The sequence below is a fragment of the Paenibacillus sp. An7 genome (assembly GCF_009870785.1).
GTDB lineage: Bacteria > Bacillota > Bacilli > Paenibacillales > Paenibacillaceae > Paenibacillus.
Map to the genome: position 1 here is coordinate 1 of NZ_WTWX01000028.1, position 18,470 is coordinate 18,470.

Genomic DNA, 18,470 nt, shown 5'->3' on the forward strand with positions numbered 1-18,470 from the left:
TACTTTCTACAAGAAGAGGATATTTTCATTTACACAAAATTCTTGACGCTACCTTAACTCTTCCATTAAGCCTTTAAGACCTAGATACAATATCTATTGAGTCTAAGACAGAATATTGCTTTTTATCTACCAATTTCTCATTCTTATCACCATGTATTCTAAAAACTCTTTCAACTTCCCTCATGTCATTAATCAAATTTTTATTTTTCGAGGGAATTGATTGAATAATTTCACCATCTAATTCTTTGTATCTTTTTTGGACGTTAGCCTGCCATCAGTACCTATCTTTCTAATTTCAGATTTAATTTGTTCTAATTTGTTATTAACTTCTGTATATATCTCAACTTTTCTATAATTCTTTACGATTTCAAGAGTTTTACTTGTTTTATTTGCATATTTTCTAGAATTGAACCAAGTAACGACTGCTGCAACTCCTGAACTGATTCCTAATATATCTGCAGCATTTCCTATCAAATCCTTCTTTCCGCCTTAGAGCCTGCTAGCATCAGTCGCCTAACATCTCCAGGATTTTTCTCATAAAAATAAACTCAAAGTACAAAAGAAAGCGAAACAAAAAAGCAAGGGCTCATAAATGCCCTTGCTTTTTATTAAACTTTGTTGGGTATGCTCTACCCTCAATGTCAGTAACTCTATTGTATGTCCGGATCGCTTTCTTTCTCTCTAGCATCCCGTTTATTTAGGTATAAATTGATTGAAATAGATAAGAATTTTACCGACTCCAATTCTCTAATTGACTTGATATGAAAGATATTTTTATAAATCCATGAGTAGCTTCTTCATCACCACATAACTAGCCGGGTTCTACTGTTTCCAAAATCACAATTGATGCTGCTGTATACTTCGTATGTGTAATTGTTAAATGGGAACGGAGAGGTGCGCAAAACGATCTTGCCAGCGCATCAGGAAACAATAGCTCCGGCCTTCCCTGAACATCTGGTAAAATCTCGAGACAGTCCGGTGTAACAATTCCCGTCAGCCCAGTTCCAAATGCTTTGGAGGCAGCCTCTTTCGCAGCAAATCGACCGGCTAACCATTCAGTCTTCCGCTTTGACGATTTAAGTTGGTCGTAGATGCTGAGTTCCTTCGGAGAGAGTAATAGCCGAAGGAAGGAATCTTCACTTCGATTTATGATGGCTTCTATTCGCTCGATATCGACCAGATCCATTCCTATGCCTACCAGCATTAGGCTTCCTCAGGTAAGAAGAAGATCAGCTCGCCCTTAGCTATTTTCGTTCGAGTCTGTCCATTCACAATTTGTATCTTCGTTGTGTGATAATTGCCGACTCGTTCTTTCATCTTTACGATAATATGTAGACTATCTCCCGGACGGCCTGGTGTATAAAAACGAAAGTCCTGCGTACGTACCAGATATCCGATTCTAGGCTTGTTGATGGTGGAATCCTCTAGGGCAATAGACAAGATCATGCTGGCTTGGGCAGCCATTTCAATCATAAGTACACCAGGAACGATCGCATCCCCTGGGAAATGTCCGGCAAAGTAAGGTTCATTGTATGCAAGATGCTTAACACATTCCAACTCAACGCCATCAAAGCGAAAAATTTTGTCTATAAATAGAAATGGAGGAGCTTGTTTTAAAATATCATGCGGAAGCAAATCCATTATACTTGGCTTGGCTTTTTCCAATAATGTCATGATCTATATCCCCTCATCAGTTATTAAGCGATAAATTACTAATATTTTTCAAACGATTCGTGATTTCTGGGTACTTAAGACAATCAATCAAGTACCTTCGTTCCTTGTCCAGATGCTCCTCCAGCGTGGAACAGTAAGACGAGCGAAGTAGTTCCTTCATACGTTTTAGGTTTCTTCCTTCTCCCTGCGATACTTGACGGCACAACGTTTCAACCTGCTCGAGCATAACTGCCCGCTTCTCTACAACCTGATGAAACAATCCCCAGTCAGCAACTTCTCGAGCCGTGAACATCCTCCCTGTGAGCAACAGCTCCATTGAACGGGTTAAGCCGATGTATCGGGGGAGAAAATAGCTTGCACTCAAGTCTGGCGTAAAACCCATATAATGAAAGCTTTCAATGAATTTTGTCTTCTCCTCAGCAATTCGATAATCACAAGCAAGCAACAAATTAAAGCCACCTCCGTATGCATATCCATGAAATGCAGCGACGGTCAGCTTCGGCGATTCGTAAATTTCTAGAATGATTTCATTCAGTTTCTCAACCACTTCACTCAGCAATTCAGATCCTTCTGGACAGGTTGATAGCTCGATGAGTTCCTGCAGAGAAGGACCTGTGGAGAAAAAAGCCCTCGCTGTAGAAAGGAATACGATAGCGAAGCAGCTCGAATCTTGGTTTGCTTCTCTTACAGCATGTAATAGTCCAGATGCCATCTCCAGATCAAGACTATTCTTAGTTGCCGGATTATTAAGCTCAATATAATGCACGCCTTCATTCATTCTGACTTGTACACAGCTCATGAGATTGGAGCTCATATACGATCACCTGCCTGAATGGATAATTTTGTGAGTTCCTGTGAGGAGTCAGCCTCACCAATAATTTTATGATAGAGTTTGTATCCAGACAGTAGAGCAGATACAACACCACCACCTGGATCTGTCCAGTGTCCGGAGAGATATAAACCAGAAATCGGAGTTCCGTGCTGTGGACGTGAAGTCATCTGTTTCATATTCTGCTCCCAGCCATAGGTAGCTCCTTGGCTATTGTTAGTATAGCGCTCCATTGTAAGTGGTGTACCAGCCTCCACAAAATCAAGATGACGTCCAAGGTCAGGAATTACTTTTTCCGCCATTTTGATCAACGCTTCCTGATACTTTGGTTTTTCTTCTTTCCAATCTGCTCCAATGTCGTAAGGCACAAGAGTGGTCAGAATAGCCGTATGCTTGCCTTGCGGAGCAAGACTCGGGTCAACAAGCGTCGGACAGGAGATAGCAAGGCCGCTCAAACCGGCGGAGCCAGTCTGCTTTAAACGCATATGCTGATCGTATGTCTTCGAGTAGTCATAGTTCTGATAAATGAACGTCTCATGCGCCATTTCATATGACTCCAGCGGCAGATCAGTACCAATAAACACTTCAAATGCGGACATGGAAACAGTCATATCTGCAAGTTTCTTTATATATCGGGTTGGAAAGTGCTCCTCGCCAACAAGTCCATGTACCATCTTCTTCAGATCACCATTGCAGATCACAATCGGCGCCTCGATGTATTCTCCAGTTTGCAGTACAATTCCCTTAGCCTGCTTATCCTCGACAACAACCTTCTTCACTTCATTGCGCAGACAAACTTCTCCGCCGAACTCCTCAATTCGTGTCACAAGTGCATCTGCCAGCTTTTGGAAACTCCCTTTGAGATAATAAATATCTTCATTGAAATAGCTCATAATAGCATAAGCAAAGTACAATGCGCTTCCTTGGGTAGGCGGTGCACCATAGTAGCTCCACAAAGCAGCAAAGGTGAATATGGCCTTCTCATCCGTCAGATGCTGCTGCATCAATTCATGAAAAGTCAAGAAGCGATATTTCATAATAACTTGGTTGGACATGACATGAAATGGATCCCTAGCATGGAGCAGTTCAATCGTCGCATTGTAAATTTGCTGCATCTCATGAACCAATGTCTTAATGCCCTTTCGTTGATTTGGGAAGAGACGGCTGTATGTCTCGATTAGCCCATCTACTTCTCTGGGCACCGTAAACCGATGCTCGGGATAAACAGCCGTGAAAATTTCCGGCAATTGGATAAATGGCAACTTATCCTGCAAACCTGCCTTACTCAGCAACTCATATAGCAAACCTTGCTTATTATCCGCTCCGGCCACAATACGAACAGCAGCATCGAAGGTATATTTGTGCCTACTGAACGAATGAGCATAGCCTCCAGCATACAAGTGCTTCTCTGCGACGAGCACAGAGTATCCTTTCTGCGCCAGATATACCGCCGCTCCCAATCCTCCCATACCCGCACCAATAACCACCACGTCATACTTGTCTTTTTTAGGTCGACGCGCCAACGTAACTCACCTCTTTCTCCTCAACTTGCTTTACAAATGTTTCTGAGTCAGACTCCAGAGCTTGCTTCACCTCTGCAAGAATATCCGCTGCGAGCGCACCATCTATAGCCCGATGGTCAAAGGCAAGACTTAATTTCATAATTGGGCGAATTCTGACTTCACCTGCGAAAACGACAGGTTTCTCCTCTATAGTTCCTACCCCGAAACAAAGTGTGTTACTTATGATTGGAAAAAATGATTGAATCGGCCGATGACCGAGCGATGTGACTACAAAAGCACCGGTAAGTTCGTTGCGTTTACCTAGACTACCCATTACCAAGCGGTAAATAATTCGTCCAAGTAAGATCGGTAGTGATTGAAGCTTGCGAATGCTGGTAAGCTCAGGAATATCCTCCAATTGTCTGTCCTTATAATAGTCAATGACCATCTGCATTTCGCTAAGTGATCTTTGATCCGCATCCGGAATCATACCAGAAAGCACAATCCTTCTACCATCTCTAATCTTATCTATAGTAAATTTAGCTGTGATATCAGAGTACTGTGCCATTTTTGGAAACCATCCACCATTGACACTAACATTGGCCTCTGGGTAGCGGCGTAGTACGCGAGCTATCGCATGGATCAGATACGACGTATAACCAATACGTCGACTTTCCAACTGACATTCGTTCTTCCGTCGCAATACTGCTGTCATATCAATCTCTGTATCTATATATACCGACCTGAACTGCTCAGCATATTGTAGAAAGTGGTAGGTATGCCTTCTAACCTTCGGCAGAGGAAAAATTTCAACCTTGCCTGAGGATGATTTCATGAAACAGCCTCCTCAGATGCTGCAGACTGTATGTCATGAAGACTCCTCGCTTTTATCACCTGCTCAACTGAGAGTCTCACACCAAGCTCGGATTCCATGTTCAAAATCAGTCGTACAGCATTGACGGAATCCCAATCTTCGAGCTCCTCTAGCATAATATCGTCATGCAGTATATCTTCATCTATACCGAGTACTTCTGCTACAATTCTTTTAGTCTCTGATAGTTTGATCATAGAGCTTTTGCTTCCTCCCCAGTCATCATTTGAACCCATTCCACCTGATTCGGAATTCTCTCTAGTCGATGGACATAAAGCGAATGAGCATGTTCATCTTTATCAGACAATGCCAGCTCGAAACCATGCTCTGCATAAAAGTCCCTTACAATCACGTTCTTCGCAGTAGGTATGTACTCTGCGTGAACCTCTTGCACACCCACTTCCTTGGCTTTCCATAACACATGCCGAAGGACTGCAGTTTCAATGTCTCGGGAAAATACTCTACAGCTCATCAAGAAATTGTCGATACGCCAAGTCCGAGCTGACATCTCGACAATAACCGCACCAATCATCCCGTAATCCCCGAAGCGGTCCTGAGACCGAAAACCAAATACCCAGTATTGTTCATTAATCTCTAACTGCCTCAATTCCGATTCTTGATATCGACGTGTCGTCATATTGAATTGATTGGTTCTTGTTATCAACTGAGCCAACCTTGGCAAATGAAAATCATTAGCAGACAACAGATTCACCCTAATATCCAGCGAGCGCAAGTAATCTTCAATAGAACTACTTTCCTGCTTTAACTGCTTGCGCTCCACTTCTGTTCGGTACTGATCAGTTCGCTCCACATCGGTCGTCGTTAGCTTGATCGTGTTGAACCAACCTAAGGACAAAACATCCTCTTTGTAATAAGAAGGATCCTGACGTAGCTCAGGTACAACAACTTCTGGGAGAGTTTGACGAATTAGACTCCGCTCAAATGGATTGTCATCAATAAACACTAGACTATCGATACCAATGTTCAATGCTTCGGCGATCGCTTTGATGTTGTCATGCTTCGGATTCCAATTGGCGCGTAGCATCACGACATCATCCAATGTCAGCTGCATATGGGGATGCTGTTCAAACATCTCTCGGACGACCTTCTCCTCATTCTTACTACTGATAGACAGGAGTACACCTTGATTCTTCAACTGTTTAAGGGTCTTCTGAAAATCTACGAATATGTTCCCTGTTATGGTATCTCCCAGCTGTACGCCGTTCACGCCGTCATCGCCGACTATGCCGCCCCAAAGTGTGTTATCAAGGTCTAGGACAAGACACTTCTTATTCAATCCCAAGAGGGAACGAGCGATCTTGACACTTTCCAAAGCAAAGGCGAACAGCAACTCTTGGCTAAAGTGAAAGCTCCCATTATACATTAGTCGGGGATCCCTCAAAGAACCTACCTTGTTCTCCTGCATCAGCACTTCAGTATCTAACGTGATTACTAGACTCCACTTAGATGATAGATTTAACAAACCCATGTTAAATGAACGCCAAGCGCGACTTAGCTGCGCTTTCGTCTTATAATCAATCTTCGTGTTGTACATATCAGTCGACATCGGAATTGTGTTTAACACAAGAACCCCTGTCCCTTTTTGCTGAAATGTACTTACGAGCTGCTCCAATTGATCAAGTTTTCTTTCGCAAGCAAGTTCAAGCTCCTGCACGTCCCAATCACGAGACATCTCATCAAGAATCGTATGCTCATCGAGCAAACATAAAGTTAACTGTGGAGCAAATTCATATAGACCACTTTCGGGCATCATAAGATCGTATACATATTGGTTATAGCCTGCGGTGTATACCTCCGGCCACATCCCCTCACTTAATAAGAGCGAACGAAGCATATGCGGATACGCATTACTCGTAAAGTTGCTGAGTAGAGCCACCTTCAACAGCTTTATGGGCTGTTCCTTAACGGATTTCCAGTCATCAAGAGCTGCATTTTTGAGAGTATAACCTATCTTCTCACACAATAGAGCGTTCCGATTGGCCTGAATCGAGCTAACGATAGAGGCTCGTTTCTCCCCGAGACAACCTTCATTTTTCCAGCGGCGTATATTATGGATGTGCTCCTTGTTATCCATAACCTATGAGTCCTCTTTTACTAAAGATAGACCTGTTTTAATCCATTTAGACGATTCAATAGCGACACATACTGCTTTCTCTCCAGGCTTCATCTGAGCAAATAGGCGCTCAAGCTGAAGATAAGGAAGTGCATTACCGTTGTTACCCGTATTCGCTACACAATTGATAGATTTATCCGGGTCAAGACCAAGAGATTGTACTATCTTATCCGTCATATGCCCGCCTAACTGCGGGGGTAAATAATGCTCGACCTGCTCCACAGAGCAATCTAGTTGCTCCAGTAGCTCGTCTAACATTTCCTTGGCCATTACTGGAACATCTCTCTCGATTGCCTTATAGTCCTCCTTGGCGGACTGCAACCTTTTCGCATTCTCCGGACGCTCTTGCGTGCCAAACCAGTTCATTATTTGACCTGGCTTGCGGTTAAGACCCTCGAAGCGATTGACGATGTGATGAATTTTGATTCCCTCGCAATTGTCATTCGTAGAGAGAATAGCAGCTCCTGCACCATCGCCGAACAAAGCAAGATTGATCAGCTCTGAGGAACGCATTTTTTTGAAATCACGGTCGAAACTCATATATTTGTTGCATACGTCGCCCCCGATGACCAAAGCATTGGCGAACATACCAGTCGTCAAGAAGCGATAGGCAATCTCCAATCCCTGAATCGCTCCAGAGCACCCAGCCTGCACCTCATATGTGGCAATGCCATTCATGCCTAGTCGGTCAGCGACGAGATTGACGGTTGCCGGCATCAAATGGTCCGGTGTCGCAGTAGACATCACGACCAAATCGATCTTATCAACACTAATACCTGCACTCAGAACAGCTTTATGGGCTGCTTCATAAGCAAGATCACTTAGATCATATTTCACGATTTTCTCATCAATATCGACTGCAAAGTGCCGGGTCTTCGTCCCAATCATGAGATCGATCCAATCTTCCCGGAGCCCAAATACTTCCTCCATTTTGGCATTCGTAACCGGATTGCCCGGAAGTGAAGTACCGATACCAATTAGTTTCACAGATTGCACAAGCGTTCCTCCTTCTGAAAACGAGGTGTAGAACTACATATTGGTTTCTACACCGATACCAATCTCAATATTTTGGCCCCCAATTAAACTGCTAGGAGCATCGATAAGAAAATTCAGCATACCGACCATCTCGGATAGCGGCTTTAAGACGGGCTTTAGACCGTAAATCTCAAGCATTCGCTGTTTCTCCTTCTTCTCAGCCTTGTCAAAGTCGGCATCATGATATCCAAATGTCATTACGTTGACGTCAATGCGAAATGCACTGCATTCACGGGACAAACTTTTCATTAAAGAAATTTTCCCGTGATTTAAGATCGGTGAACTTGGATATTGATCATAATATAACGTGTCATATACAATCGGAAACAACACCTTACCTGATTTCCGTTTCATCATGTAGCTGACCGCGGCCTTATTCCACAAGAAAATCCGATCAAATACCGTCGATACTGCTCCCCCAAGTTCATCGGGACTCTCAATCAACAGTTTCTCTTCTTCAAGCAATTCATTTCCGTGTATAATTACGTCTAAGCTACCCATTACCAACAACGCATCGTCTACTACTTGTACATAGCTTTGTTCATTAGCCAGCTCAACACAGGATAGATAGAGCTGAGCTACGCTTTCGGCAGGCAAAGACTCGATGTACCGCTTCGACTGTTCTTCTGTTTCTAGATGCAACATAACCCGGTACCCACCTTCCAGAAGCTTGGTAGCTATCGTCTGGTTAAGGGCATGCTGTCCATTGGTTATCAATATTGCTTTGCTCATGCTGCTGCCTCCTATCGAATAAAGCCTCCATCCACCTTCAACACACTTCCAGCAATGTAGTCAGACATCGTTCCAGATAAAAAAAGCACCGAATCTGCAACCTCTTTCGGCTCACCCAATCGCTTCAGATCGGTATGCAGTAGGAAATTATCCAGCTTTGCCTGAGGGACATGCTCAATCATCTCTGTGTTAATCATCCCGGGAGCTATTGCGTTTACATAGATGCCCTTAGTTGCGTAGCGACGCGCCAGCATCCGTGTGAGGCCAATAATTGAGCCCTTGGACGCTCCATAATTCGTTTGAGACTCCCGGCCAAGTACCCCTGTTACTGAGATGACATTAACAATCTTGCCTCCTAATTGGCGTTCCATGTAAGGGATAGCTTCTAAAGAACAGTTGTAGGTCCCCTCAAAGTTCGTACGATACACACGGCTCCAGTCATCAAATGTCATCTGTGAGGTGAAGTTGTCCGCCAGAATACCGGCATTATTTACAAGAACATCAATGCGACCGTATTCCGTTACGACCTGCTCCATCATTTGACGAATGAAATTCCGATCCGTGATTGAACCCTTATAGAAGGAAACCTTGGTACCTTTGCTGTTCAAGTCCTCCTGAATCTCTTGCGCCCGTTGCTCGCTATTGGCGTAAACCCCCACGACGATAGCGCCTTCTTCTGCAAACCGATACAGAATTGACTTGCCAATCCCGCGTGTAGCACCAGTTATTATAGCTACCCGATCTTTCATTATCATGTCGTAACCACCTCTTTGTAACGGAGCATAAGTTGCTTAGCTAAATTATATCCACTCCATATAACTCCACTGTAACCTCCTCCAGGCTGGGTCCATGCACCAACCAAGTAAAGACCATCAATGGGAGTCGTCTGTTTTAGTCTACGGTGCAAACATTGGTCAACCGACTGTTGAGCACCATAAATAGCACCATTATTGTTGCTTGTATACGAATGGTTAGTACATGGAGTGGATAACTCGACGTACTCGATATGTTCGCTCACACCGGGATATACCCGTTCTAGTCTATGTAGCAGACTCTGCGTAACCGCTTCTTTTTTCTCCTTATAGTCTTGTTCGTTCAATTCACTCCACGCCTCATACCGACTTAGCATAAAGAGAGAAATTGTTGTTTTTCCGCTAGCCTGATAGCTCGAATTGAGATTTTCATATACCGTAATGCTAAACGGAGTTGTATCATATTTCTCTTCGAGCACTTCTTCATAAGCCCGCTCAAGATCGAAATATTCGTTGATAAATATCTCATGATCCTTCTCTCCAAAAACAGTTGAGAAGTCGACATCAAGCAGCAAATATGCTTGTACACAGGCTAGGCTTGGTTTAAGTGAGTTCAGCTTTTTCACATATCGGCGCGGCAATAGTTCATATCCTACAAACTTGCCAAAGGTTTGTATTGGGTCGGCATTAGAGATAACCAGGTCGCTTTCGTACTCTGCCTTCTTCGTCATAACGCGTGTTACTGATCCCTGTTCCACCTGAATTTGAGTGACATGTTGACGCATCAACACCTCTCCCCCGTGCTCACGAATAATTTGCACAAGCGCATTAGAAATTTGCTGGGACCTTCCTTCCGGATAGTAACCTCCGTGCAACATATATTCCGTCCATGCGTAAGCATAATAAACAACGGATATTTGAGATGGGGGAAGTCCGTAGTATTGCCACTGCTGAGCAACTATCGATTTGAGTTCAGGGCTACTGAGATATTGGTCCAATACCTGTTGCAATGACAAGTGGTTATAGGCAAACACTCCTGGGCCATCCTGAAGTAGATCATTCGACTCCCCCATGTTTGTCTTCTTCATCATCTGGATGATCTCCGTCCGGAGCTGGATGAACAAGTCAAATAAAGTTTGTAGACCTTGTTTTTCCTCAGGAAATCTAGACTCTAGGTCATGCTGGTAATTCGCTAGCGAATCCACTCGAATATCAACTCCCGGTAGAACCGTCCGATACAAACTCTCAGCTCGGATAAAGGGTACACGGTCCATCAATCCCAACTCTTCGAATACCTCACGTAAAGCACCACCTTCACCAAGATCACCCATTAGATGCAAAGATACCTCGAACTCAGCGGGTCTAGACAATCCTCTAACACGTCTTTTGAACGAGGTAGCATAGCCGCCGGGGATAATATGCTGTTCCAATACCCGAACCTTGAATCCAGACTTCGCTAACATAGCACCACTGACCAAGCCACCTAGACCCGCACCGATAATCGTAACGCATTTCATTTTCGTTCTTCCTCCAGTTGATCCACATTTTAAAAAAAGTGCAACCAGCGAAGGTCTATGATAATAACAGTCGCTGGCTGCACGACAATCATTAGTTTACGGCAGTGGATAATTGTTCAGAAACAAATTGGGACAAGGCTTCTACCGAATGAAAATGCTTCCGGATTGCTTCTTGATCCATTCCTTGCAGCTTGACACCAAATTCCGATTCTATACCAGCTACAACATCAAGAGCTTCAACTGAATCAAGTCCAAGTCCCTCACCAAACAATGGATCGTTATCTTGAATGTCCTCTGCTGTGATGTCCTCGAGATCCAATCGGTCAATCAAAATATTCTGCTTAATAATTTGTTTAATCTCATTTAATGATTTCATTTTGTTCTCCTCCAGTTATATGATTTATATATGTTCAATAACGATCCCTATGAGATCATTCCTTAGAACCATGCTCAGGTTAAACTTATTCGCATTGACTCACGACAGCTGCCGTGTAGTTTCCATTAACTGAGGACCCGATAACAAGTCCACATCCATTTTGTGGCTTAATTTCATTGATCCACGAGGTACTTGCTACCTCATTACCGTACACAGGCACCATTTTTTCGGAACGCAGTACATCAACTGCTGCAGTCAGATGTAACAGCGATCCGGTAGATTCACAGTAACCGAAGCTATCATTCAGGCAGATTATTGGCACAGCTTCGTCCGAAAACATTTCTGTCAACGCTTGGTTATCGGGTGATGGTTCACCTGGTATGGTTGTGCTGTTATAGAGTACGAAATCGATGGAGGATGCCGTTAAACCAGAACGCTGCAATGCCATTTCCACAGCTCGTTTAAGAGTAGTTCCTTCTTCATCCGTTGTATTTCCGCGGAAGGCAACTCCAAATCCTTTAAGCTCCGCATAGACCTCTCTTCCTTCTTGCTTAGCCTGCTCTAGATCCATTAGGACGAGGAAAGCACTTCCTTCCCCCATTTCGTAAGGAATATCACTTAGGCCAAGCGCCCGATCCACCTGGGATGAGAACGAGGAGAGCTCATCTCCTGCTCCAATTAAGCCGTACTTCTGGATGCCTGCGCTGATGACTTCATAGCCATACAAAGCACTTACCAACCCATCATTTCCACCCGTGCTCATCGAAGTTCCGTAGCCCTTTAAGCCGAGCTTCTTAGCAATTTTCCCTGCGGTCGAGTTGAGCACCATATCCGGAAAATACACACCACTCGCATTGTCGAGACCCTTTTCAAAGATAGCTGACAAATATTTATGGGCGCTATCCAGGCTTCCACGAGATGTACCGTAGAATAAACCAATCTCATGATCGTTTTGACTGATCGAGATTTTCGCATCTAACAAAGCTAGATGAGCTGCTCCTATACTGTATTGAGACAACCGATTCATTCGGCGTTCGTACAGATCCTTGTCATACTCCTTCAAGGAGAAAGTATTTTCTGTCACTTGTTGGTCGTCCAGCAGCCACGACAGAATGCTACCAGAGCGGTGGCCCATACGGGAAACAGTGCCTTGGCCAACTATAGCAACACGACAGCGTTCGGATTCGACAGTTTTCTCCACTTGACGCGCACCTATAGCCCAGTTGTAAGAAACGATGGAGCAATTGTGGCCCCCAAACGCTGAGTTATTGCACAGAAAATATTCTACATGGCTTTTTCTCATCTCGTTAATGATAAGGTTCGACGGGTCAATGCCCTCTCGTGCTGTTTCAAAATGGATTGTTGCAGGCAGTAAACCCTCCTGTAATGCAAGCAGCGTCGTGACATACTCAATCGAAGCAGCAGCACCTAAATTATGTCCGAAGTAAGCTTTACTAGAACTGAATAGAATGTTCCGAAATCCTTCCTCTCCGAACAACTGACGCAGCCCATATAATTCTGCGGGATCGTTCGCCTTTGTCCCTGTACCGTGCGTGTTGATGTACTGAATTTCATTCTTCGCCACATTTGCATTGCTGAGCGCATATTCGACAGCAATCTGAATGCCTCGTCCTTCCGGCTCAGGAGCAGTTTCATGATAAGCATCGCTACTAAGTCCATAACCGCAAATTTCGGCATAAATGTGTGCATTACGTGCTTGTGCGCTCTCTAATGTTTCAAGAACAACAAAAGCCGCACCTTCACCTAGACTTAATCCAAATCGATTGTTATAAGGAGAACACGGTTCCGTATTCAGTGCTTGAAGTACATTGAATCCTGCATAGACTGAAGAAGACATAGAATCCGAACCACCTGCAAGCATTAGATCAGCGTAGCCGCTCTGGATCATGTCAAACGCATATCCGATCGCATTACCACTTGCAGCACACGCTGTATTGAGCGTATTAACTGGACCCTGCAAACCAAAGAAGGAGGCCATGCTGTCACCTTGCTGAAAGAATGGATACCGAGCGGTACGCTCAATGTCCAGCTCGGTTACGGTACCCTGCTCCTCTAGGAAATTGATTCCCCCGTTGCAAGTTCCAAAAGCTACACCAATCCGGGTAGAGTTCTCGGCGTTGACCGTAATCCCGCTCTCATCCAATGCTTCTTTGGCGGCGATTATGCCAAATTGACTGCAGTAATCGTATTTCCGCTTCTCCTCTTTGGAGAAATAGTTATCAGGACAATAGTCCTTAACTTCCGCACCAATCTTGCTCAAAAACTTATCTGTACTGAATCGAGTCATGGGTCCAATCCCTGTTTCATTCTTCTTCATGCTAGATAGGACCTGATGCTTGTCTGCTCCAATTGAGCAGAAGATTCCAACTCCTGATATGACAACCCTATGCTTCCTCATCAGCGTCCTCCTTCAATCGTCATATTTTTACAAGTTCGTATCATGACGGCGTAAAAAAATTACTAATAAGCATAAATGTTTGTTGTGATATGATTTTGAATTAATGTAAATTTTCTTATCTTTTTGACGTTATTGAAGTAATTTGTATCCAAGTGCATATACCATAATGTGATGAATGATCGAGATTATGGCCAATGCCAAACCAAGCATACGATGTCCAGAAATGTACCATGCAACAGCTGCAAGTAGGGAGATAAACATTTCCTGTACTAGGCGAAAAGGTTCTGGTGTCGAAACGACGTTCCTAAAATCGAATAGAGACCAAATTGAAAACATAACCAGTGGTGCTGTGATGCTTAGCAACACGCTAAATCCTGTAGTTTTGCCCATATGATAGCCCCATTGAGCAAAGGCAATAACAATTCCGAGTTCCATCAGTCCTCTTAACGTCAAGTTGATCCAAGTCATCATCAGATACATATGCATTGCACCTCCAGGCTGTTCTCTGTTGGTACTTAGCATGTGCATCTACCACACCATCTGCTTATTACAGGAACAACTGTATTATATTTACATTATTTGACGACAGATTTAGGTACCAGCCTGATTGAACTCCGCTCACGAGTTGACCAGGTAAGCACAGGTTTTTCAACAAAATAGTAAGACAACGTTGCAACGAGATAAGATACGAGGAGTAACACTAAGGATACCCCTGCCCAACGGCTTAGGTTCTCCGTCCCCATAAAATCTTGAGCCCAGGTTACAGAGGAAACTCCGATTACGACGAAGTGCCAGATGTACAAACTGAACGATATCTTTGCAGTAAATTTGAAAAAGGGATTGTCCAGTAGCTTAGCTGCGAGGCCTGAACGAGAAGCAGTACACAAACTGATTGCAATGAGTAGCGGATATAGTGGAAAATAAAATGGCTGTTGCTGCAAACTCATGCTAAATTCGGGTACATTGCGGGCAAGCCATAGCAAAACGAATGAGGAGGCTAGACTTCCTAGGCTGATCCAACTGAAAGTTGCTGTGTTTTTGTGTTTATCTGGACGCTGGTTTAGCTTCACTGCCACCCCTGCAGCAATAATACCCAACGTGAAATGCGCAAAGAATCCGATCGGATTGTAGTTTGGCATCCAGTACTTCGCGCCTCCGGTCCATCCGTAATCCCAACCTTTCTTGACACTGTCAGTTGAAAAGAACATATGTACAAATTGATTAAGTATCAGGATGATTCCGAGTGTTCCGATCCAAAACAAAAGTCCTTTTGTAAAAGTTTGATTCTTTCCAAAGAATCGATACAAAGCATACATAAAAACAGGCATAAGCAGATAGCAGAAAACTTCAAAGCTAATGGACCATAATGGACCGTTTACCTCGTTCGGAAACAGTGTACTGTAGTGAAAACCCGAAGTAAAAGTAATAGCTGCACTCAGACGAAGCCAAAAGTTCTCTGTAGGGATGTTAAATAGGACGGTAAGCATAGTAGAAACGAGAATGGCAACGTAGTATCCAGGTACTATTCGTACTGCTCGCCGAAATCCATAATGCTTCATGTCCGGGAAGGGATTACCATTGAGGTAACTTCTCCAGAACGGAATAGCTAGAAGGTATCCGCTCAGTACGAAAAACACGCTAACTCCAGCATTGCCAGTAAGCATAAAGGCATGTAGTGACTGTAACCACGGTAGTTTCCCCTCTGTTGATGCGAACTGTGACAGGTGATGAGTTATTACCAATAGACAAGCAATGGCTCTAATTCCATCAGCCCCTCCTAGATGAAGGGTAGATGATCTACTTTTCATGAGTCATAGTCCCCTAACCAGCATTCACGGCGTGTTCCATGAATATGCCATAAGCCATCTTTGTAGCAAGTTCTATCTTCATCGGCGATTGATTAAGCGTGGACATCTTTATACGTCGATTTTCCATTCCCTCTTCTGTTTCTGCCATCAAATCCCTCTCCTGATCTGCCTGAAAGTTCTGAACAAAGCTAATGAGTTCTTTACGATTGCTTTCGTACTGATCAAATACGTGTTGAGGAATGACTGTTTGTGGTTGAACCTCTAGATAGTTTTGAATGACAGGGGCCAATACGTATGCATCCTGCATTGCTAGATTTACGCCCTGGCCTAGAATAGGAGATACAGTATGGGCGGAGTCTCCAATTAAGACCAAACCATCACGGGACCACTGCGGAACCTCAGCCGTGAAGATATCAAGCAACACCGTATCACTCCAGCTTCGAATATTTTCTTGGACGATACCTTCCAACTCAGGCTCCAGCTTGCATACGTGATCATGGAATGTTTCAATCGGTTTTTTACGAAGCTCTTTATATTCACCCTTGGCTATATTCATGCCAATTCGCAGCGTATCCGGATAAGTTGGCAAAATAATGAGGTGATGACGACCATCGACCTTGATTCGAGTCGTTAGCTCCCAGTTACTTGGACGTGGCAAACGAAACCAGACCGCATCTCTTTTAAAATCCTCAATTTTAGCTTGTAGCCCCGCTTTTGAACGAATTTTTGAATATCGTCCACTAGCATCCACAACGACTGAAGATGATACGGAAAACTTTTCACCTGATTTTTCACGATATACAACGCCTGTAATTTGATCATCCTGCTCGGTCAACTCTATACAAGAAGCTCCAAGCTGCAACCGGAAGTTAGGAAACTCCTGTGCCTTCTCTAAGATAGCTCCAATCAGTACAGGTTGAGGTATATCGATAGTGAACTTATGCTCAGCCGCAAAATCATGGAAATTAACTGAGAATATTTTCTCTCCCTTGTCATACATTGCTAAACCTTCGAGTTGCAAGAAACCATGCTCCTTAAGTTTATCGAGAATCCCCATTTTCTCCATAATTGCAACCGTGCCCTGGGATATGGACTCTCCACGAAATTCCCGTTGAAAAGCTTGATGCTGTTCAAGCACCATTACTTCAAGCTTGCTATTTTGTGCGAGCAACAAACCTAGCATTGCCCCAGCCGGTCCACCTCCAACAATACATACATCCACGTTGATCTGACTCATTCGAAACCTCCTATTGATTAGTTTTTTCGCTTCTTCTATGCATTGACTAGATTTATGTATGCATGATAAGCTACTACTAATAGAAAATAAACTAATTGCATTAGCTTGTCAATACATTTTGATTATAATAAATTATCAAGGTTAGTGTTTTAACTTAAGTCGGAAGGATAAATGTATCTCATTACGCCTCCAGCTTAGTTTTACATTATAGATTTTATATTTTTAATAGGAGGAAATAATAATGGCGCGTTTTCTAATTGCGGTATGGCCTTCAGATGGGCATGTCAATCCTACTATCCCTTTGGTAAAAATGTTGGTGGATCGAGGTCATGAAGTTACGTGGTACTCCAGCACGCCCTTTAAGGAGAAGATCCTAAAAACAGGCGCTTCTTTTATCCCATTCACTAGTCTCAGAAATTTCACTGGATCCACACTGAATGAGCATTTTCCGAAATACATGAAGTTAAAGGGACTTAAACAATTCAAATGGGGTGTTCGCAATATCATTGGCGGAACAATGGAGGGGTTTGATAAAGACGTTAATAAGATTCTAGAAGAGTTTCAGCCGGATGTACTGGTGACATGCCCTACATATACAGGGATAATACCTTTGCGTCTTCGTGGTAATCCTATCAAAGTTGTATGCATCGGTATGCTCCCGTTATCCGTTACTAGCTCAGATATAGCGCCTTTCGGTCTAGGGATCAAACCAATCGATTCTCCTCTAGGACGAATTCGTAATAGGATGCTTAATTTCCTAGTACAAAAGGTTGTATTTCGAAAGGAACAACAACACTTCAACAGCACCCTGCAGCGGATGGGGCTTCCCAAGCTAGACTATTGGGTATTTGATGCAGCTGTCTACTACTCAGATGTGTATCTTCAAGGGACAAGCACATCCTTTGAGTATCCAAATCGTAATCTTCCCTCCAATGTACGCTTTGTAGGACCATTCAATTTAACAACGCCTGCCGCAGACTTTACGCTTCCATCGTGGTGGGGAGAGCTTGAAACTGCAAAACGTGTAGTACTTGTTACTCAGGGGACACTGGCAAATGAAAACTTCAGTCAACTCATGATTCCAGCAATCGAGGCCTTAGCGGACAAGGATGTGCTTGTTGTGGCAACTACCGGCAACAGAGAAGCAACAAATCTTCCTACCAACCTACCTAAAAATGTCCGCGTTGAGAAATTCATCCCTTATTCTCTATTGATGCCCCACTTAGATGCAATGATAACTAATGCTGGATATGGGGGTGTCCATTATGCAATTCAAAACGGAGTACCGCTCATTGTGTGGGGTAAATCCGAGGATAAGAGCGAGGTAAGTGCGCGAGTAGATTGGTCGGGTGTAGGCATTAGTCTTCGCTCAAAGCAAGTTACTGCAGCGGATGTGAGTAAGGCGATCGATCAATTGTTCAATAACCCTGGCTATAAATCGAGGGCTACTCAGTTGCAGCAAGAGATGAGAGGCTATGATTCATATACGCTCTCTCTACAATGCCTAGAAGAGATGGCCAACATCAAAAACGAAGTAACAACAATCGACTTGGAAGAGAAAGAAACAGTAGACATAGCCTGACC

18 protein-coding genes are annotated in these 18,470 nt (G+C 43.6%); 1 reads left to right on the forward strand and 17 read right to left on the reverse strand.

The features are described 5' to 3' along the window. Positions 1–237 precede the first annotated feature (237 nt). The 17 genes from GQY27_RS19285 to GQY27_RS19365 all read right to left on the reverse strand — a co-directional run bounded on the left by GQY27_RS19285 (position 238) and on the right by GQY27_RS19365 (position 16,886). Positions 238–474, reverse strand: coding sequence for a hypothetical protein (locus GQY27_RS19285; RefSeq protein ID WP_160036889.1), 237 nt, complete (start codon positions 472–474; stop codon positions 238–240). A gap of 337 nt (positions 475–811) precedes the next feature. After that, positions 812–1,204 carry a holo-ACP synthase gene (acpS, locus tag GQY27_RS19290; protein WP_160036890.1) on the reverse strand — a complete coding sequence of 131 codons (393 nt, stop codon included), beginning with the start codon at positions 1,202–1,204 and terminating at the stop codon, positions 812–814. Further along, complete coding sequence (locus tag GQY27_RS19295) at positions 1,204–1,674, reverse strand: 3-hydroxyacyl-ACP dehydratase FabZ family protein (RefSeq protein WP_160036891.1); 471 nt, start codon at positions 1,672–1,674, stop codon at positions 1,204–1,206. Before GQY27_RS19295 ends, acpS begins: the two co-directional genes overlap by 1 nt. Before the next feature lie 16 nt (positions 1,675–1,690). Continuing rightward, a complete protein-coding gene (locus tag GQY27_RS19300) occupies positions 1,691–2,488 on the reverse strand; it encodes an enoyl-CoA hydratase/isomerase family protein (protein WP_160036892.1) in 798 nt (265 codons plus the stop codon). Next, on the reverse strand, positions 2,485–4,026 hold the full coding sequence (locus tag GQY27_RS19305) for a phytoene desaturase family protein (protein WP_160036893.1): 1,542 nt from the start codon (positions 4,024–4,026) through the stop codon (positions 2,485–2,487). Before GQY27_RS19305 ends, GQY27_RS19300 begins: the two co-directional genes overlap by 4 nt. Next, entirely contained in the window at positions 4,010–4,840 is an 831-nt protein-coding gene (locus GQY27_RS19310) for a 2-oxo acid dehydrogenase subunit E2 (protein ID WP_160036894.1), read from the reverse strand. Before GQY27_RS19310 ends, GQY27_RS19305 begins: the two co-directional genes overlap by 17 nt. Then, a complete protein-coding gene (locus GQY27_RS19315; protein WP_160036895.1) occupies positions 4,837–5,073 on the reverse strand; it encodes an acyl carrier protein in 237 nt (78 codons plus the stop codon). The genes GQY27_RS19310 and GQY27_RS19315 overlap by 4 nt, the downstream gene beginning before the upstream one ends. Next, on the reverse strand, positions 5,070–6,971 hold the full coding sequence (locus tag GQY27_RS19320) for an HAD-IIIC family phosphatase (RefSeq protein WP_160036896.1): 1,902 nt from the start codon (positions 6,969–6,971) through the stop codon (positions 5,070–5,072). The genes GQY27_RS19315 and GQY27_RS19320 overlap by 4 nt, the downstream gene beginning before the upstream one ends. A 3-nt stretch (positions 6,972–6,974) precedes the next feature. After that, positions 6,975–8,006 carry a ketoacyl-ACP synthase III gene (locus GQY27_RS19325; protein WP_236570663.1) on the reverse strand — a complete coding sequence of 344 codons (1,032 nt, stop codon included), beginning with the start codon at positions 8,004–8,006 and terminating at the stop codon, positions 6,975–6,977. A gap of 33 nt (positions 8,007–8,039) precedes the next feature. Continuing rightward, positions 8,040–8,777 carry an SDR family NAD(P)-dependent oxidoreductase gene (locus GQY27_RS19330; RefSeq protein ID WP_160036897.1) on the reverse strand — a complete coding sequence of 246 codons (738 nt, stop codon included), beginning with the start codon at positions 8,775–8,777 and terminating at the stop codon, positions 8,040–8,042. 11 nt (positions 8,778–8,788) lie between these two features. Continuing rightward, positions 8,789–9,532 (reverse strand): SDR family NAD(P)-dependent oxidoreductase, encoded by a 744-nt coding sequence (locus GQY27_RS19335; RefSeq protein ID WP_160036898.1) that lies wholly within the window; start codon positions 9,530–9,532, stop codon positions 8,789–8,791. Next, the gene (locus GQY27_RS19340) at positions 9,529–11,046 is read right to left on the reverse strand and encodes a phytoene desaturase family protein (RefSeq protein WP_160036899.1); all 1,518 of its coding nucleotides are present in this window, start codon (positions 11,044–11,046) and stop codon (positions 9,529–9,531) included. Before GQY27_RS19340 ends, GQY27_RS19335 begins: the two co-directional genes overlap by 4 nt. A gap of 91 nt (positions 11,047–11,137) precedes the next feature. Further along, positions 11,138–11,422: an ApeE family acyl carrier protein gene (gene apeE, locus GQY27_RS19345; protein WP_160036900.1), complete on the reverse strand. Its 285-nt coding sequence runs from the start codon at positions 11,420–11,422 to the stop codon at positions 11,138–11,140. 85 nt (positions 11,423–11,507) lie between these two features. Beyond that, positions 11,508–13,841, reverse strand: coding sequence for a beta-ketoacyl-[acyl-carrier-protein] synthase family protein (locus GQY27_RS19350; protein ID WP_160036901.1), 2,334 nt, complete (start codon positions 13,839–13,841; stop codon positions 11,508–11,510). Positions 13,842–13,970: 129 nt separating this feature from the next. After that, complete coding sequence (locus GQY27_RS19355) at positions 13,971–14,363, reverse strand: YrdB family protein (RefSeq protein WP_160036902.1); 393 nt, start codon at positions 14,361–14,363, stop codon at positions 13,971–13,973. Between the two features lie 53 nt (positions 14,364–14,416). Beyond that, positions 14,417–15,649, reverse strand: a complete 1,233-nt coding sequence (locus GQY27_RS19360) for an acyltransferase family protein (protein WP_160036903.1) — start codon at positions 15,647–15,649, stop codon at positions 14,417–14,419. Positions 15,650–15,662: 13 nt separating this feature from the next. Then, the gene (locus GQY27_RS19365) at positions 15,663–16,886 is read right to left on the reverse strand and encodes an FAD-dependent monooxygenase (RefSeq protein ID WP_160036904.1); all 1,224 of its coding nucleotides are present in this window, start codon (positions 16,884–16,886) and stop codon (positions 15,663–15,665) included. 241 nt (positions 16,887–17,127) lie between these two features. Here GQY27_RS19365 and GQY27_RS19370 point away from each other — a divergent pair, with 241 nt between their 5' ends. Beyond that, complete coding sequence (locus GQY27_RS19370; protein WP_160036905.1) at positions 17,128–18,468, forward strand: glycosyltransferase; 1,341 nt, start codon at positions 17,128–17,130, stop codon at positions 18,466–18,468. The last annotated feature ends 2 nt before the right edge of the window (positions 18,469–18,470 follow it).

Coding starts and splice junctions, on each gene's coding strand:
- GQY27_RS19310 (WP_160036894.1), bottom strand. CDS start 4,840: ATGAAATCATCCTCAGGCAAGGTTGAAATTTTTCCTCTGCCGAAGGTT.
- acpS (WP_160036890.1), bottom strand. CDS start 1,204: ATGCTGGTAGGCATAGGAATGGATCTGGTCGATATCGAGCGAATAGAA.
- GQY27_RS19370 (WP_160036905.1), top strand. CDS start 17,128: ATGGCGCGTTTTCTAATTGCGGTATGGCCTTCAGATGGGCATGTCAAT.
- GQY27_RS19295 (WP_160036891.1), bottom strand. CDS start 1,674: ATGACATTATTGGAAAAAGCCAAGCCAAGTATAATGGATTTGCTTCCG.
- GQY27_RS19355 (WP_160036902.1), bottom strand. CDS start 14,363: ATGCTAAGTACCAACAGAGAACAGCCTGGAGGTGCAATGCATATGTAT.
- GQY27_RS19360 (WP_160036903.1), bottom strand. CDS start 15,649: ATGAAAAGTAGATCATCTACCCTTCATCTAGGAGGGGCTGATGGAATT.
- GQY27_RS19315 (WP_160036895.1), bottom strand. CDS start 5,073: ATGATCAAACTATCAGAGACTAAAAGAATTGTAGCAGAAGTACTCGGT.
- apeE (WP_160036900.1), bottom strand. CDS start 11,422: ATGAAATCATTAAATGAGATTAAACAAATTATTAAGCAGAATATTTTG.
- GQY27_RS19300 (WP_160036892.1), bottom strand. CDS start 2,488: ATGAGCTCCAATCTCATGAGCTGTGTACAAGTCAGAATGAATGAAGGC.
- GQY27_RS19340 (WP_160036899.1), bottom strand. CDS start 11,046: ATGAAATGCGTTACGATTATCGGTGCGGGTCTAGGTGGCTTGGTCAGT.
- GQY27_RS19330 (WP_160036897.1), bottom strand. CDS start 8,777: ATGAGCAAAGCAATATTGATAACCAATGGACAGCATGCCCTTAACCAG.
- GQY27_RS19350 (WP_160036901.1), bottom strand. CDS start 13,841: ATGAGGAAGCATAGGGTTGTCATATCAGGAGTTGGAATCTTCTGCTCA.
- GQY27_RS19365 (WP_160036904.1), bottom strand. CDS start 16,886: ATGAGTCAGATCAACGTGGATGTATGTATTGTTGGAGGTGGACCGGCT.
- GQY27_RS19320 (WP_160036896.1), bottom strand. CDS start 6,971: ATGGATAACAAGGAGCACATCCATAATATACGCCGCTGGAAAAATGAA.
- GQY27_RS19335 (WP_160036898.1), bottom strand. CDS start 9,532: ATGATAATGAAAGATCGGGTAGCTATAATAACTGGTGCTACACGCGGG.